This is a genomic window from Microbacterium phosphatis, from assembly GCF_049177115.1.
Lineage (GTDB): Bacteria > Actinomycetota > Actinomycetes > Actinomycetales > Microbacteriaceae > Microbacterium > Microbacterium phosphatis.
Window position 1 is genome coordinate 1,978,532 of sequence record NZ_CP185370.1, and the last position, 15,641, is coordinate 1,994,172.

The following is a 15,641-nucleotide window of genomic DNA, read 5'->3' on the forward strand; positions in this document are numbered from 1 at the left end:
GATGATCCTTGCTGCAGAAAGGGAGTCGACCCGGATGCGGGCCAGGGGCGATCTTAGCGTGCGTGGCTGAATCGTCGCCTGGGAGCTCCTGTGGCCCGCTCAGCGGGCCCGCCGCGGATCCAGATCGTCTCGCCGTCCGGCAGGTGCGCGCTGATCGAGATGCCCCGGTCGGCGGCCCACGGCCGCTCGAGCAGCTCGCCGGATCGCGCCTCGGATTCGCGCGCCACCGCCACCCACTGCTCGCGTTCGGCGCTCCAGCGGAATCCGGCCTCCTTGAGCGCGGATCGGCTCGCCTCGAAGTCGCGCGCCGATCCGTTCGACACGCGGATCTCGACGCCGCGCTCGGTGTCGGCACCCGCGGCGCGCGGCAGCAGCTCCCACATCCCCGGGACAAGGGCGACCGACCCGCGGGAGCCGGACCAGAAGTGGGACGGATCCATCGAGGTCACGACGTCGAGATGCGAGCGGGCGCGCGTGATCCCGACGTGGAACAGGCGGCGATCGGCGTCGGCGAGCGTGTCGAGGGTGTCGCCGAACGCGCGCGACATCTCCCACGTGGCGTGGATGAGCGGATACGCCCATTCCTCGGCCTGCAGCAGGATGACCGCGTCGGCCTCGCGGCCCTTGAAGCGGTGGACCGTGCTGAACTCGACGCCCTCGGCGGCATCGCCGAGCACGCCGGTGAGGCGGCGCACGGTCTCGGGCGCGATCGCGCGATTCGTGCGGGAGAGCACGGCGACACCCCGCCCTGCGGCACGGTGGTCGCGGATCAGTCGAGCGATCGCCACCACGAGACGGTCGTCGCCGAGCGCCTCCCGCTCCTCGGGCTCGAGACGCAGCTGCGGCAGCACGAACTCGCGGACCTGGGCGGGCCCCGTGCGCAGGGCGGTGGCGGGCTCGCCGCGGCCGCTCATCACGGCGTTGCCGAGCCGCACGATGGCGGGCAGCGAGCGCCGGTTCGTGGCCAGCGACAGCGCAGCGGCGTCGTCGAAGTGCGCGCCGAAGCCCGTGAAGTAGTCGAGGGACGACCCCGCGAAGCCGTTGATCGCCTGCCAGTCGTCGCCCACGGCGCACACCCGCGCCTCGGGGGCCCTGTGCCGGATGCCGCTCACCAGCCCCGCGAATCGCGCCGAGAAGTCCTGGTACTCGTCGATCACCACGTGGCGGAGGGCCGCCACGTCGATGTCCCCCGCCAGCGGCTCACCGCCCTGGAGCGCGTCCACGGCGCGCCACGCGCGCGCCGAGAAGTCCTCGGCACCGAGGTCGTCGAGCCGGCGCGCGTACGCGTCGAGCAGATCGGCGCACAGCGACAGCAGCGGCTCGCGGCGCGGCTCCCCGTCGTGCCGCCCCCATGCCTCGCGCAGGTCGGCCCCCGTCCAGCGCAGCTGCCGGGCACGCGACAGGATGCCCTCGGCCGTGCCGCGGAACCGCTCGGTCGAGCGACGCTCGATGACCTGCCAGATCTCGTCGCGACCGAGCCGGCGGGTGCGCACGCCGGCGCGCTCGAGGCGACGCGCGAGCCCTTCGAGCAGCCCGGACCCGACGGTCTCGGCGGGCGTGACGCGGATGATGCGGTCGCTCGAGGCGGCCGACGCGTCGAGGTCGATGGCGAGCCGCGGGGTGCCGGCGGCGTCGACGAGGGCGATGGTCGGCCGCGACCAGGCGCCGTCCAGATGCACCCCCATCCGCACCCGGTAGTCGAGGGTGTCGCCCCCGACGACGCCGAGCCGCAGCAGGGTGTCCGCGAGCGCCTTCTCGGCGGCGGAGGCCACCCGCTCGCCGCGCAGGGTGTGGGCGATGTCGCCGTCGCCGGTCGACATCGCGTGCTGCGCCAGCGCCGCGCGCAGCCGCTCGCGCTGGCGCGGGTCGTCCGCGAAGCGGGCGAGCAGCCCCGACATCTCGCGGGAGGCCTCCCCCTCGTTCAGCAGCCGCCGCCCCTCTCGATCCGGCAGCACGGCGAGGGCGAACGCGTCGAAGGTCTTCACATGCGGGCGCTCGCCGTGCGGAAGCCAGCGCGCGATCCGGGCGCGGATCTCGTCCGCGGCGGCGGCGTTGAAGGCCAGCATCAGGATCGACCGTGCGGGCACCCCGCGGGCGCGCACCAGGTGCGCGACGCGAGCGGCCATGGTCGCGGTCTTGCCGCTGCCCGCGCGCGCGGTGACGAGCGTGTGCCTCTCCCCCGCCAGGATCACGCGCGCCTGCGCGTGGTCGGGGCGGAACCAGGATCCGTCGGGCAGCGGCAGGTGGGCCGCGCACCAGTCCTGGACCTCGGCCAGCCGGGCCGCCTCGGCCGCATCGAGCGGCGCGGCCGGCGGCGCCGAGACACCCGAACGCGCGCCGACGGCGCGGGTCGCGGCGGGCCGCGCGGTCGCGAACACCTCGGCGATGGCCGGGGCGTCGCCCCGCAGCTTCTCGACGTCCTCGCGATGCGTGGCGTAGACCGCGTCGAGCAGCGTCGGCAGCTGGGGCCACAGCGGCCCGAGCGCCGCACGCACCGCGGCGAGCTGCGACGCCTCGGTGAGGTTCCGGCCGACGCGGCGGCCGGACATGATGCCGCCGAGCACCCGCTCGTAGGTGGTCTCGCGTGCCGACTCCCAGTTCTCCCAGGTGGCCAGCAGCGCGACCAGGACCCCGGTCGCGCGATCGTCGATCATCCGGCGAGCAGCGCCGCGGTCACGCACCACACCGCGATGGCGGCCCCGGTCACGAGCGGCGCGAGACTCCACGTCACCGAGGGGCGCGCGCCCGGCTGGCGACCCGCGGAGGCCTTCTTGCCGCGCATCACATCGAGCGTGATCTCGGTCTCGTCGACACGCGAGCGGCCCAGGCCCCGCCAGCGGCGGGTGAACGACCAGGCCTCGACGACGCCCTTGCGCCCGCCGAACCCCGCCGCCGCGGCGTCGGGGGTGAGGTGGAACTCGAGCTGCCAGCGCATCACGAGGTCGTCCACGGTCGCCCACGGCAGGTGGATCGTGCGCAGCACGTTGTGCACGTGCGCGCCCTCGGCGTCGATCGCGACGTGCGGCAGGTACAGCACCACCCAGACGAACCACACCGGGATGAGGGTCCAGGGGGCGATGAGCAGCAGCTGCTGCCAGCTGCCCCGCACCACAACGTCGCCGAGCAGGAACAGCACGACCGCCGCGACGCCCACGAGCCAGATGAGGCCCGCGGGCGCGCGGAGGACGAGCGGTCGATCGGTCACGGACGTGATCTCAGTGGCCGGCCATGTGGACGGACGCACCCGGGATGGCCTCGAGCAGACGCTGCGTGTAGGCCTGCTGCGGCGACGCGAAGATCTCGTCGACCGTTCCCTGCTCGACGATGCGGCCCTTCTCCATGACGGCGACCAGGTCGGCCGCCACGCGCACCACCGCGAGGTCGTGCGTGATGAAGAGATAGGTGAGGCCCAGCTCGGCCTGCAGCTCGGCGAGGAGCTTCAGGATCTGGTCCTGCACAAGCACGTCGAGGGCCGAGACGGCCTCGTCGAGCACCACGATCGAGGGCTTCAGAGCGAGCGCGCGTGCGATGGCGACGCGCTGACGCTGACCGCCCGAGAGCTCGTTCGGGTAGCGCCAGGCCAGCTCGCGCGGCAGCGACACCTGCTCGAGCAGCTCGAAGACGCGCGCCTGGCGGGCCTTCTCGTCGCCCATGCCGTGCACCCGGAGGGGCTCGGCGATGAGGTGGCCGATGCTGCGCAGCGGGTCGAGCGAACCGTACGGGTCCTGGAAGACCGGCTGCATACGGCTGCGGAGCGCGAAGACGTCCTTCTGCGACATCCGGGACACATCGGTGCCCTCGATCAGCAGCTCGCCGCTGGTGACCGACTCGAGCTGCAGCACCATCTTCGCCACGGTCGACTTGCCCGATCCGGACTCGCCGACGAGCGCGAGGGTCTTGCCCTTCGGGATCTGGAAGGAGACCCCGTCGACGGCGCGGAACGGCACCGAGCGGAAGCCGCCCTGGCGGATCCTGTACTCCTTGACGAGGTCGCGGACCTCGATCACGGGAGCCCCGGACGCCACCTCCTCGATGCGCTCGACGCCGCGCTCCTCGGCCACCGCCTGGATGCGCTGCGACGCCAGCGAGGGCGCCGCGGCGACGAGGCGCTGCGTGTACGGGTGCTGCGGGTTCTCGAGGATGAGGCGGCTCGGCCCGGACTCGACGATCTCGCCCTGGTTCATCACGACGATGCGGTCGGCGCGGTCGGCGGCGAGCCCCAGGTCGTGCGTGATGAACAGCACCGAGGTGCCCTTCTCGCGGGTGAGCGAGGCCAGGTGATCCAGGATCACGCGCTGCACCGTCACGTCGAGAGCCGAGGTCGGCTCGTCGGCGATGAGCAGCTTCGGGTCGGCCGCGAGGCCGATGCCGATCAGCGCGCGCTGGCGCATGCCGCCCGAGAACTGGTGCGGGAACTGGTGCAGGCGCCGCTCGGCGTCCGCGAGCCCCGCCTGCTTCAGCACCTCGATGGCGCGGGCGCGGACCTCCTTGCGGCCGGTGGCCAGGCCGTTCGCACGGACCGCCTCCTCGACCTGGAAGCCGATCGACCACACCGGGTTGAGGTTGGACATCGGGTCCTGCGGGACGTAGCCGATCTCGCGACCGCGGATCGACTCCATCTCGCGGCGACCGGCGCCCACGAGGTCGACGCCATCGAGCTCGATGGTGCCGCCGGTGACCTTGCCGGTGCCCGGAAGCAGGTCGATCACCGCGGTGGCGGTCGTCGACTTGCCCGAACCCGACTCGCCCACGATGGCGACGGTCTCGCCCGGGTAGACGTCGAGGTCGACGCCGTGCACGACCTCGCGCGCCTTCTTACCGGTGCCGAACGAGACCTTCAGGCCCCGGACCTTCAGCAGCGGCTCGGAGATGTTCGCTCCGCTCACGGGATTCTCCTTCATGTCGCTCATCGCTGGGCCCTCGACTTCGGGTCGACGGCGTCGCGCACGAGCTCGCCGAGTGTGACGAACGCGAGCACGGTGAGGGTGAGGGCGAGCGACGGCCAGAACAGGGCCATCGGCGCCGTGCGGATCGACGCCTGCGCCTGGCTGATGTCCGCACCCCAGGAGACGACGTTCGGAAGGCCGACGCCGAGGAACGACAGCGTCGCCTCCGCGACGATGGCCTGTCCGAGGCCGATGGTGGCGACGACGATGACCGGCGCCATGGCGTTCGGCAGCACGTGGACGACCATCGTCTTGAAGCGCGAGAGCCCGAGGGCGATCGACGCCATGACGAAGTCCGACTGCTTCACCCGCAGCACCTCGGCGCGCACGATGCGCGCGGTCGAGGCCCACGAGAAGCCGCCGATCGCGAAGGCCAGCACGAGCACGCTGCGGAACTCGCGCGGCACCACCGTCATGACCACGATGGCGGCGACGATGTAGGGGATCGTGAAGAAGATGTCACCGACGCGCGAGAGCAGCGAGTCGAGGAAGCCGCCGTAGAAGGCCGCCAGTGCGCCCATCACGACGCCGATGACGGTGCCGATGATCGTGGCGAGCAGACCGACGGTCAACGAGATCCCGGCGCCGTGCACAAGACGCGACCAGACGTCGTAACCCTGGAAGCTGAACCCGAGCGGGTGGCCCGGCTCGGGGCCCGCGTTGCTCTTCGCCAGATCGGCCGCGCCCTGCCCCGATGGGGGGAACGACGTGAACAGGCTCGGGAACAGAGCGGCGACGGACACGAGCAGCACGAGTGCGACCGAGATCCAGAACAGGGGACGCACGCGCAGGTCGCGCCACGCGTCGAGCCAGAGGTTGCTGGGCTTCTCTCCCAGGCGCACGGCGTCGACGACGACGTCCGCCTTGATCGGAGCAACGTAGTGAGCGCTGTTACTTGACATAGCGGATCCTCGGGTCGAGCAGACCGTAGAGCAGGTCGACGAGCAGGTTCACGAGCACGTACACGATCACGAAGACCGTGACGAACGACACGACGGTGGGCGTCTCGTGGCGGATGATCGCCTGGAACAGCGTGTTTCCGACGCCGGGCACGTTGAAGATGCCCTCGGTCACGGTCGCACCGACCATCAGGATGCCGAAGTTCGTCGCGATGTCGGTCACCATCGGGATCAGCGAGTTGCGCAGCACGTGCACGGGGATCACGCGACCGCGCGAGAGGCCCTTCGAGTACGCGGTGCGCACCCAGTCCTGACCGAGCGTCTCGATCATCGACGAGCGGGTCAGGCGCATGCTCGCGGCATAGATGCTGAAGCCGAGCACGATCGCGGGGAGCCAGAGGTCGCCCCAGTCGTTGTTCGCGCCGACCGTCGGCTTGAACCACTGCAGCTGGACGCCGAGGAAGTACTGGGCGAGGAAGGCCAGCACGAAGATCGGGACCGCGATGAAGATCAGCGCGATGACGAGCATCGCGTGGTCGAAGACCGTGCCCTTGAGCAGCGCCGAGGCCCCGCCGATCACGATCGACAGCACGAACGAGATAATGATCGCCATGACCGCAAGACGCAGCGTCACGGGGAACGTGCGTGCGAGCACCTCGCCCACGCTCTGACCCGAGAACGTCGTGCCGAAGTCGAAGCGCAGGATGCCAGCGAGGTAGTTCAGGTACTGCACGATGAACGGCTGGTCGAGCAGATAGCGCTCCCGCAGCTGCTCGAGCAGCTGGGGCGATGGCTGCTTGTCGCCGAACAGTGCGGCGATGGGGTCGCCGGGCATGCCGAAGACCATGAAGTAGATCAGCAGGGTGGCTCCGATGAACACCGGGATCACCTGCACGATCCGTCTGAGGATGTACGCGAGCATCCTCCCCCTCCTTCCGGGGTGAGATCACCGTGCGAGGGCACGGGAAAGAGTGGGCATCCTGGGTCTGGAATGCCCGCAAGCCGACCAATTCTGCGCCCAGGGTGCTGGGAGCAACGTGTGTGGACCGACCAATCTGCACGGAACGAGGCGGTGGCGTCGCCGCCACCGCCTCGTCCGTATGAACGGTCGGAGTCTTACTCCGCCTTGGTGATGTTCTCGAAGAGGGGCACCGAATTCCAGCCGAACTCGACGTTGTCGACGCCCTCGGCCCAGCCGCCGACCACGTTCTGGTACCAGAGCGGGAGGGCGGGCAGGTCGGTGAAGAGGACGGTCTGCGCCTCCTGGAACTTGGCGGTCGCCTCCTCCGGGTCGGTGGCGCTGATGCCCTCGGAGAGCAGCGTGTCGAACTCCTCGCTCGAGTACTGGCCGTCGTTCGAGCCGGCGCCGGTCGCGTAGAGCGGGCCGAGGAAGTTGTACAGACCCGGGTAGTCGGCCTGCCAGCCGGCGCGGAAGGCGCTGACCTGCTGGTTGTCACGGGCGTCGAGGTACGACGCGAAGTCCGGGAACGGGTTGCCGGCGATGTCGATGCCCAGCGTGTTCGAGACGGAGTTCGCGACCGCGTCGACCCAGGCCTGGTGGCCACCGTCGGCGTTGTAGGAGATCGTGAGCTCGCCGGTGAACGGCTTAATGGCCTCGGCCTCGGCCCACAGCTCCTTGGCGAGCTCCGGGTCGTACTCGAGGACGTCGCTGCCGGGGACCGAGTCGCTCCAGCCGTCGATGACGGGCGAGGTGAAGTCGGTCGCCGGGGTGCGGGTGCCCTTGAAGATCACGTCGGTGATCTCCTCGCGGTTGATCGCGTGCGAGACCGCGGCGCGGCGCAGGCGACCCTCCTCGTCGGTGGCGAAGCCCTCCTGCCACTCGGGGATGTTCATCGACTGGAAGATCGCGGCGGGCTGGTTCACCGCGCGACCGCCGAGGTCGTCCTCGAAGGTCTCGAGGTAGCTGTCCGGGATGACGTCGATGACGTCGACGTTGCCGGACTGGAGGTCGGCGAACGCGGCCTCCTGCGTGGCGTAGAAGACGATGTCGAGGCCGCCGTTGGCGGGCTTGCGCGGGCCGTCGTAGTCCGGGTTGACCGCGAGGTCGATGCGGACGTCGTGCTGCCAGGCGCCCTCGCCGTCGAGCATGTAGGGGCCGTTGCCGATGGGGGCCTGACCGAAGGCCTCCATGTCCTCGAACGCGACGTCGGGCAGCGGGTAGAAGGCCGAGTAGCCCAGGCGCAGCGCGAAGTCGGAGGCCGGCTTGTTCAGCGTGATCGTGAACGTGAGGTCGTCGACCTCCTTGAGGCCGGTGAGCTCCGAGTCCTCGTCCCAGCTGAAGCCCTCGATGTCCTCGAAGAAGTACGAGGCGTTCTGGGCGTTCGACAGCTTGGCGCCGTAGTTCCACGCGTCGATGAAGTTGTGCGCGAGCACGGGCGTGCCGTCCGTGAACGTCAGGCCCTCCTTGATCTTGACGGTGAGCTGCGTCGGCGAGTCGACCGTGATGTCCTCGGCGACGTCGTTGACGGTCGAGCCGTCGGCCTCGTAGGAGATGAGCCCGGCGAAGATCGAGTCGATGATCTTGCCGCCACCCGTCTCGTTCGTGCTGGTCGGGATCAGCGGGTTCTGCGGCTCCGAGCCGTTCGTGCTGATGACGGCGGTGGTCGACGCCTCGCCGGTCGGCTTCTCGTTGCCGCCGGTCTCGCCGCCGCCGCTCGCGCAGCCGGCGAGCACGAGGCTGCTGGCTCCGAGCAGCACCAGGCCCGACAGGGCGATCTTGTTGCGCTTCACAGGGTTCCTCCTGGGGAAGGTAAGGGACATGCACGACCGACGGGTGGCAGTCGCGCGATAGCGAAGACTCTAAGCGGCTTGGCGGTCTGACCCAAACGTTGTGCAGAACCGTTACATAGGATTTACCGCTCGGCGCGCCGGTTGTGCATTATGTACGACCAGGCGAGCAAGAGGGCCGAAAGCCCTCATTTGCGCAGGCGATCCGCATGGTCTGCTGTGGCAGTCTGTCCCGGTGACCCCGCCCGATCCGTTCCCCGCTCCCGTCGCGACGGCCGACCGGACGCGTCTTCGCATCGAGGTCGTGCTCGTCCTCGCCCTCACGGTCGGACAGTCGGCACTGTACGCGGTGCTGGCGCTGGTGAGAAGGCTTCTCGACCCGCTGCCGCTGTCCGAGCAGTCGGCCCAGCTGAACACCCCGCTGGCCTCCGACATCTTCTGGGACATCGTCTACCGCGTGCTCGATGTCGCCTTCGACCTCGCCCTGGTGGCGATCGTGCTGTTCCTGCTCTGGGAGCCGGGGAGGAACGCCCTGCGCCGCCTCGGGCTCGACTTCTCGCGCTTCGGCGGAGACGCCGGGCGCGGGCTGATGCTCGTGGCCGCGATCGGCATCCCCGGCCTCGCGCTCTACGCCGGTGGGCGGGCGCTCGGGATGACGGTGGCCGTCGAGGCGTCGCCCGGCGGGCTGGACCCGTGGACCATTCCCCTGCTGATCCTGTCGGCGGTGCGCGCGGGGCTCATCGAGGAGGTCGTGGTGATCGGGTACCTCGGCGACCGGCTCTCGCGGTTGGGCTGGGGCACCTGGCGCATCATCGTCACCGCCGCCCTGCTGCGCGGGTTCTATCACGCCTATCAGGGATTCGGATCGATCATCGGCAACGTCGCGATGGGGCTCGTCTTCGGCTGCTGCTACCGGCGGTGGGGCCGCCTGATGCCGCTGGTCATCGCGCACGCCGTGATCGACACGGTCGCCTTCGTGGGCTACCCGCTGGCCGCCTCGCTCTGGCCCGCCCTGTTCTGATCTCTCGTCCCCAGCCCGGCCGGGGGGCGGATTTGTCCGCGAACTCCCGCGTGGTGCGGCCCGAGTCCGCCCGGATGGGCCAGTGTGTGGTCATGTTCCTGCTCGTACGGCGATCCGGACACGCGTTCGGACTCCTGGTGTCCCGCGAACTGCGCCAGCCCGGCTCCGCGGCGCAGCTCGATCGCGCGATCGCGAAGGGCGCGGCCATCGCCGTCCGCCCCGGCGTGTACATGCGGGCGCGACGCTGGCACTCGCTGAGCGGCACCGACCGCACGCTGGCCCGGATCTATGCGGCATCGCTCGCCCATCCCGGCGTCGTCTTCGCCGCGCACTCCGCGGCGGCGCTGCTGCGACTGCCGCTGCCCGAGGACGATCTGGCGGAGGTGCACGTCGTCGAGGCTCCGGCGGGCGCCGAGGGGCTCGTCGCGCATCCGGAGTCGGCGGGATCCGGCGTCGTCGCCCGCTACGGGCTCCAGGTCACGTCGCCGGTGCAGACCGTCCTCGACATGGCCGTGCTGCTCGACCAGGACGCGGCCCTGGCCCTCCTGCGGGCGGCGATCCGCCCGGCCGCCGGGCCGCACGGTCTCCCCGACGAGGTGCCGCTGTGCACCAAGGCCGAGCTGCTGGCCGCCGCCGAGACGGTGGCCGAGCGCACGGGCGACGCGACGCCGGTCGAGCTGGCCAAGGCCCTCGTCCCCGAGGTCTCCTCCCTGGCCGCCTGACCTCATCCCACGCGGTGGGCGATCCGGTGCTCGAGGCCGGCGCGGACGGCTGCCCACTCGCTGTCGAGGATCGAGAACACGACGGTGTCGCGGATGATGCCGTCCGGCATGACCGTGTGGTTGCGCAGCACGCCGTCCTGCTTGGCGCCGAGGCGCGCGATGGCCGCGCGCGACTGGTGGTTGTGCCAGTGCGTGCGCAGCTCGACGGCGACGCACCCGAGCGTCTCGAAGGCGCGCTCGAGCAGCAGCAGCTTGGCGGCGGGGTTGATGCCGGTGCCGTGCACGCCGCGCCCGAGCCAGGTCGATCCGATCTCGAGCCGGCGATTCGCCTCATCGAGATTCAGGTAGGTGGTCATGCCCACGGCCCGCCCCGAGCGCGCGTCGATCACGGCCCACGGCGCGACCGTGCCGGCGTCGCGCTTGGCGAGGCGCGCGTCGATCTCGTCGCCCATCTGATCCGGCGACGGGATGCGCGTGTACCAGGTGCGGTGCAGGTCGCCCACGGCCACCGCCTCCGCGAGGTCGTCGCGATGGGCGTGGGCCAGCGGCTCGAGGTGGACGATGTCGTTGCGCAGGACGGGGGTGTCGACGAAGCTCACCCCTCGAGGCTAGCGGCCGGCCGCTCCCCGCCCTGCGAGGCAATCACTGCGCGAACGCCTCGATCGGCGGGCAGGCGCAGACGAGGTGCCGGTCGCCGTAGGCCTGGTCCACGCGGCGCACCGGCGGCCAGTACTTCGCGGCAGGCGATCCTGTGGGGTAGACCGCGAGCTCGCGCGGGTACGGGTGGGACCAGTCGGTCGCGACCGCCGCCGCCGCGGTGTGCGGAGCGTGGGAGAGCGGGTTGTCGTCGGCCGGCCACTCCCCCGCGGCCACACGCTCGGCCTCGCCGTGGATCGCGATCATCGCGTCGACGAACCGGTCGAGCTCGGCGAGATCCTCGGACTCTGTCGGCTCGATCATCAGCGTGCCCGCAACCGGGAACGACATGGTCGGCGCGTGGAAGCCGTAGTCGATCAGCCGCTTGGCGACGTCGTCGACGGTGACCCCGGTGCGCTCGCGCAGCGGACGCAGGTCGAGGATGCACTCGTGGGCGACGAGGCCGTGCTCACCGGTGTACAGCACCGGGTAGTGATCCGCGAGCCGCGCGGCGACGTAGTTCGCCGCCAGCACCGCGGCGCTTGTCGCGTCGGTCAGGCCCGCGCCGCCCATCATTCGGATGTAGGCCCAGGTGATCGGCAGGATGCCGGCCGAGCCCTGCGGGGCCGCCGAGACGGGACGCTCGGCGCTCGGCAGGAAGGGCGCCAGGTGCGCCTTCGCGGCCACGGGCCCGACCCCCGGGCCGCCGCCCCCGTGCGGGATCGCGAACGTCTTGTGCAGGTTGAGGTGCGAGACGTCGCCGCCGAGGTCGCCGAAGCGCGCGTGACCCACGAGCGCGTTGAGGTTGGCGCCGTCGATGTAGACCTGCCCGCCGGCGTTGTGCACCGCCGCGGTGATGTCCTTCACGTCGGCTTCGTACACGCCGTGGGTGGAGGGGTAGGTGATCATCAGGGCGGCGAGGGTGTCGGCGTGGGCGGCGATCTTCGCGCGCAGGTCGTCGAGGTCGACGTCGCCGCCCTCGACGGTCGCGACGACCACCACGCGCATGCCGGCCAGGACGGCCGAAGCGGCGTTCGTGCCGTGCGCCGACGACGGGATCAGGCAGACATCGCGCTGCAGCTCGCCGCGCGAGCGGTGGTAGCCGCGGATCGCGAGCAGGCCCGCCAGCTCGCCCTGCGATCCGGCGTTCGGCTGCAGCGAGACCGCGTCGTAGCCGGTGATGTCGGCGAGCCAGGCCTCGAGCTGGTCCATCAGCGCGAGGTAGCCGGTGACGTCCTCGCGCGGCGCGAAGGGGTGGATCCGCCCGAACTCGGGCCAGGTGATCGCGGCCATCGCGGTGGCGGCGTTGAGCTTCATCGTGCAGGAGCCGAGCGGGATCATCCCGCGATCGAGCGCGTAGTCCTTGTCGGCGAGCGCACGCAGGTAGCGCATCATCGCCGTCTCGCTGCGGTGCGCGTGGAACACCGGGTGCGTGAGGTACGCGTCCTGGCGACGCAGCGCGGACGGGATCGACTCGAACGCGCCGACGAAGGCGGCTCGCGGTGAGACCGCCACCGCCTCGAACGCGCGGATCACGGCGTTCATGTCGGCCCTCGTCGTCGCCTCGCCGACGGCCAGCGAGACGGTGTCCTCGTCGACGAGACGAAGCTGCACGCCCCGCTCGTGCGCCTCGGCGACGACATCCGCGGCCAGGCCGGGGACCCGCACCGTGAGGGTGTCGAAGAAGCTGTCGTGCACCACGTCGGCGCCGGTCGCCTCGATCGCCGCCCACAGGACCTTCGCCTTGGCGTTGATCTCGGAGGCGATCGCGAAGAGCCCCTCGGGCCCGTGGTAGACCGCGTACATCGACGCCATCACGGCCAGCAGGACCTGCGCGGTGCAGATGTTGGACGTGGCCTTCTCGCGCCGGATGTGCTGCTCGCGGGTCTGGAGGGCGAGGCGGTAGGCGGGCCTGCCGTCGGCGTCGACCGAGACCCCGACCAGGCGGCCCGGCAGCTGGCGCTCGAGCCCGGTGCGCACCGCCATGTAGCCGGCGTGCGGGCCGCCGAAGCCGAGCGGCACACCGAACCGCTGGGTCGATCCGACGGCGATGTCGGCACCGAGGGATCCGGGAGAGGCGATCAGGGCAAGCGCCATGAGGTCGGCGGCCACGACGACGAGCCCGCCCCTCGCGTGGACGTCGTCGGCGACCGCGCTCGGATCCCAGACCCGGCCCGAGGATCCGGGGTACTGGATGAGGGCGCCGAACACCTCGCCCTCGGGGAGGGGCGCCGACGGGTCGAACGCGACCTCGCGCAGGTCGATGCCGAGCGCCTCGGCGCGCACCGCGAGCACCGCCTTGGTCTGCGGCAGCGTGTCGGCGTCCACCAGGAACACGGGGGACGTCGTCTTCGACGCACGGCGGGCGACGAGCATGCCCTCGACCGCGGCCGTGGCCTCGTCGAGCATCGACGCGTTCGCCACGGGCAGGCCGGTGAGGTCGCCGACCATCGTCTGGAAGTTGAGCAGCGCCTCGAGCCTGCCCTGCGAGATCTCGGGCTGGTACGGCGTGTACGCCGTGTACCAGGACGGGTTCTCGAGGACGTTGCGCTGGATCACCGAGGGGGTGATCGTGTCGCTGTAGCCGAGCCCGATCATCGGCGTCAGCACGCGGTTCCGGCCGGCGATCGCACGCAGCTCGGCGAGCGCCTCGGCCTCGGAGAGGCCCTCGGCCGGCAGCGCCCCGGGGCCCGGTGCGGTGCCGGGGCGGATGACGGCGGGCACCGCGGCGTCCATAAAGCGCTCGACGGCCCGGCGGTCGTCCGCGGCGATGCCGATGGCGGCCGCCATCGTCTCCTGCTGGGCACCGGTCGTCCCGATGTGGCGGCGGGCGTAGTCGAGGCTCATTCGGCCGCCCCCGTCAGCGCGGCATAGGCGGCGCGGTCGAGGAGGCCCTCGGGCGGGGTGGTGACGCGCACCCGGATCAGCCATGCCGAGAACGCGTCAGCGTTCACGAGCGCCGGGTCGGCATCGATCCCGGTGTTGACCTCGGTCACCTCGCCGTCGACCGGGGCGTAGAGCTCCGAGACCGACTTCGTCGACTCGATCTCACCGAACACCTGTCCCGCGGTGACCGTGGCGCCCACGGCCGGAAGGTCGACGTAGACGACGTCGCCCAGCTGGTCCGCCGCGAAGTCGGTGATGCCGATCGTGGCGGTGTCGCCGTCGAGGGCGATCCACTCGTGCTCGGCGGTGTACTGCAGTGCGGTGAGGTCGGTCATGAGTTCCTCCGGTAGAAGGGCAGGGCGGTGACGGACGCCGGGAGGCGCGTGCCGCGGATGTCGATGGCGAGGTCGGGGGCATCGGCCGCGTCGGGATCGACGAGGGCGAGGGCGATCGGGTGGCCGAGGGTGGGGCTGAGGGCTCCGCTGGTGATCTCGCCGACGCGCTCGTCGCCGCGGTAGACGCCGTAGCCGGCACGACCCGCCCGGCGGCCCTCCGCCGCGAGCCCGACCAGCACGGGCGCCCCGGGGCGCGGTTCGTGCTCGCCGACGAAGCCCGTCTTGCCCGCGGGGATCACACGGCCGAGCCCCGCCTGGGCCGGCACGACGTCGCGCGAGAGCTCGTGGCCGTAGAGCGGCATGCCCGCCTCGAGGCGGAGGGTGTCGCGGGCCGCGAGACCCGCCGGCACCAGGCCGTGCGCCTCGCCCGCCGCGAGCAGCGCGCGCCAGAGGGCGGCGGCCTGGCCGACCGGCACCAGCAGCTCGAAGCCGTCCTCGCCGGTGTAGCCCGTGCGGGCGAGCAGCAGCGGCTCACCCTCGAACGACGCGGAGCCCCAGCCGTAGTTGCGGATCTCCGGGAGGGCGGGCGACAGCTCCGAGATCCCCGGCGTCTCGCTCAGGATCCACTCGGCCGCCGGCCCCTGCAGCGCGAGCAGGGCGTGATCCTCGCTCTGGTCCTCCACGATCGCGTCGAACCCGGCGACCCGGTCGGTCAGCGCGCGGGTGACCGCCCGCGTGTTCCCCGCGTTCGCGATCACGAGGAACTCATGGTCGGCCAGCCGGTAGACGATCAGGTCGTCGATGATCCCGCCGTCCTCGGCCAGGATCATCGTGTACCTCGCGCGCCCGACGGGGATCGCCGAGATCGCTCCGGCGAGCGCGCGGTCGAGGAAGGCGGGGGCCTCGTCGCCGTCGACCAGGATCTCGCCCATGTGCGAGATGTCGAACAGCCCGGCCGCACGGCGCACCGCGTGGTGCTCCGCCAGGTCCGAGGTGTAGCGGACGGGCATGAGCCAGCCGCCGAAGTCGGTGAAGGAGGCGCCGAGCGCCTCGTGCTCCTGATGCAGCGGCGTGGTGAGCGGTTCGCTCGACGGGGGTGCGAGGTGGTCCACGGGCTCTCCTGACGGGGATCGTCGGCACCGGGTCTCGGCTGAGACCCGGGAGGACTCCCCCTCTGTCATGGACCTGAGAGCTTCGGCGGGCGCCGCGAGAGAGCGGGCCCGTCTTTCACCGTCGGCGGGAGCATGCGCTCCGCTTTTCAGAGTGGCCCGATCCGCGCGGTACGTGTACCTGAGAGATTGGCGGGGAGGCTTGCTCCTTCGGTGCCGCCGTTCCGTGATGTCCGGAAGGCGACTCTCCCGCGCGGGTCATGGGCGCGTATTCGATTGTCGCGGTCAGCCTAGCTTCGCGTCTCGCCGAACACGAGGCCGCCTCGCCGCCGGACCGGG

General features: G+C 71.3%; 12 protein-coding genes and 1 riboswitch. Of the genes, 2 read left to right on the forward strand and 10 right to left on the reverse strand.

Features of this window, described 5'->3' with window-relative positions; all coding sequences use genetic code 11:
• Positions 1 to 53: 53 nt before the first annotated feature.
• The 6 genes from ACOKGD_RS09495 to ACOKGD_RS09520 all read right to left on the reverse strand — a co-directional run bounded on the left by ACOKGD_RS09495 (position 54) and on the right by ACOKGD_RS09520 (position 8,596).
• Positions 54 to 2,654: a UvrD-helicase domain-containing protein gene (locus tag ACOKGD_RS09495; RefSeq protein WP_342334422.1), complete on the reverse strand. Its 2,601-nt coding sequence runs from the start codon at positions 2,652 to 2,654 to the stop codon at positions 54 to 56.
• Positions 2,651 to 3,205, reverse strand: a complete 555-nt coding sequence (locus ACOKGD_RS09500; protein WP_342334420.1) for a hypothetical protein — start codon at positions 3,203 to 3,205, stop codon at positions 2,651 to 2,653. Before ACOKGD_RS09500 ends, ACOKGD_RS09495 begins: the two co-directional genes overlap by 4 nt.
• A gap of 10 nt (positions 3,206 to 3,215) precedes the next feature.
• Positions 3,216 to 4,910 carry an ABC transporter ATP-binding protein gene (locus tag ACOKGD_RS09505; protein ID WP_342334419.1) on the reverse strand — a complete coding sequence of 565 codons (1,695 nt, stop codon included), beginning with the start codon at positions 4,908 to 4,910 and terminating at the stop codon, positions 3,216 to 3,218.
• The gene (locus tag ACOKGD_RS09510; protein ID WP_342334418.1) at positions 4,907 to 5,848 is read right to left on the reverse strand and encodes an ABC transporter permease; all 942 of its coding nucleotides are present in this window, start codon (positions 5,846 to 5,848) and stop codon (positions 4,907 to 4,909) included. Before ACOKGD_RS09510 ends, ACOKGD_RS09505 begins: the two co-directional genes overlap by 4 nt.
• Entirely contained in the window at positions 5,838 to 6,767 is a 930-nt protein-coding gene (locus ACOKGD_RS09515) for an ABC transporter permease (protein ID WP_342334417.1), read from the reverse strand. The genes ACOKGD_RS09510 and ACOKGD_RS09515 overlap by 11 nt, the downstream gene beginning before the upstream one ends.
• Before the next feature lie 194 nt (positions 6,768 to 6,961).
• Positions 6,962 to 8,596 carry a peptide ABC transporter substrate-binding protein gene (locus tag ACOKGD_RS09520; protein ID WP_342334416.1) on the reverse strand — a complete coding sequence of 545 codons (1,635 nt, stop codon included), beginning with the start codon at positions 8,594 to 8,596 and terminating at the stop codon, positions 6,962 to 6,964.
• 232 nt (positions 8,597 to 8,828) lie between these two features.
• Here ACOKGD_RS09520 and ACOKGD_RS09525 point away from each other — a divergent pair, with 232 nt between their 5' ends.
• Together ACOKGD_RS09525 and ACOKGD_RS09530 are read left to right on the forward strand one after the other, a co-directional pair.
• Complete coding sequence (locus ACOKGD_RS09525; protein ID WP_342334415.1) at positions 8,829 to 9,614, forward strand: CPBP family intramembrane glutamic endopeptidase; 786 nt, start codon at positions 8,829 to 8,831, stop codon at positions 9,612 to 9,614.
• 92 nt (positions 9,615 to 9,706) lie between these two features.
• The gene (locus ACOKGD_RS09530) at positions 9,707 to 10,336 is read left to right on the forward strand and encodes a hypothetical protein (RefSeq protein ID WP_342334414.1); all 630 of its coding nucleotides are present in this window, start codon (positions 9,707 to 9,709) and stop codon (positions 10,334 to 10,336) included.
• 2 nt (positions 10,337 to 10,338) lie between these two features.
• Here the strand turns inward: ACOKGD_RS09530 and ACOKGD_RS09535 are convergent, their stop codons facing one another.
• The 4 genes from ACOKGD_RS09535 to gcvT are packed head-to-tail and all read right to left on the reverse strand — an operon-like array spanning position 10,339 to position 15,305.
• A complete protein-coding gene (locus tag ACOKGD_RS09535; RefSeq protein ID WP_342334412.1) occupies positions 10,339 to 10,935 on the reverse strand; it encodes a GNAT family N-acetyltransferase in 597 nt (198 codons plus the stop codon).
• Between the two features lie 43 nt (positions 10,936 to 10,978).
• Positions 10,979 to 13,819, reverse strand: a complete 2,841-nt coding sequence (gene gcvP, locus ACOKGD_RS09540) for an aminomethyl-transferring glycine dehydrogenase (protein ID WP_342334411.1) — start codon at positions 13,817 to 13,819, stop codon at positions 10,979 to 10,981.
• Positions 13,816 to 14,193 (reverse strand): glycine cleavage system protein GcvH, encoded by a 378-nt coding sequence (gene gcvH, locus ACOKGD_RS09545; RefSeq protein WP_342334410.1) that lies wholly within the window; start codon positions 14,191 to 14,193, stop codon positions 13,816 to 13,818. The genes gcvP and gcvH overlap by 4 nt, the downstream gene beginning before the upstream one ends.
• A complete protein-coding gene (gcvT, locus tag ACOKGD_RS09550; protein WP_342334409.1) occupies positions 14,190 to 15,305 on the reverse strand; it encodes a glycine cleavage system aminomethyltransferase GcvT in 1,116 nt (371 codons plus the stop codon). Before gcvT ends, gcvH begins: the two co-directional genes overlap by 4 nt.
• A 156-nt stretch (positions 15,306 to 15,461) precedes the next feature.
• A riboswitch (glycine riboswitch) is annotated at positions 15,462 to 15,564 on the reverse strand.
• Positions 15,565 to 15,641 lie beyond the last annotated feature (77 nt).

What these genes read in the sequence shown, in the direction of transcription:
- gcvP (WP_342334411.1), bottom strand. Translation starts at nt 13,819, where the DNA reads ATGAGCCTCGACTACGCCCGCCGCCACATCGGGACGACCGGTGCCCAG.
- ACOKGD_RS09515 (WP_342334417.1), bottom strand. Translation starts at nt 6,767, where the DNA reads ATGCTCGCGTACATCCTCAGACGGATCGTGCAGGTGATCCCGGTGTTC.
- ACOKGD_RS09505 (WP_342334419.1), bottom strand. Translation starts at nt 4,910, where the DNA reads ATGAGCGACATGAAGGAGAATCCCGTGAGCGGAGCGAACATCTCCGAG.
- gcvH (WP_342334410.1), bottom strand. Translation starts at nt 14,193, where the DNA reads ATGACCGACCTCACCGCACTGCAGTACACCGCCGAGCACGAGTGGATC.
- ACOKGD_RS09530 (WP_342334414.1), top strand. Translation starts at nt 9,707, where the DNA reads ATGTTCCTGCTCGTACGGCGATCCGGACACGCGTTCGGACTCCTGGTG.
- ACOKGD_RS09510 (WP_342334418.1), bottom strand. Translation starts at nt 5,848, where the DNA reads ATGTCAAGTAACAGCGCTCACTACGTTGCTCCGATCAAGGCGGACGTC.
- ACOKGD_RS09495 (WP_342334422.1), bottom strand. Translation starts at nt 2,654, where the DNA reads ATGATCGACGATCGCGCGACCGGGGTCCTGGTCGCGCTGCTGGCCACC.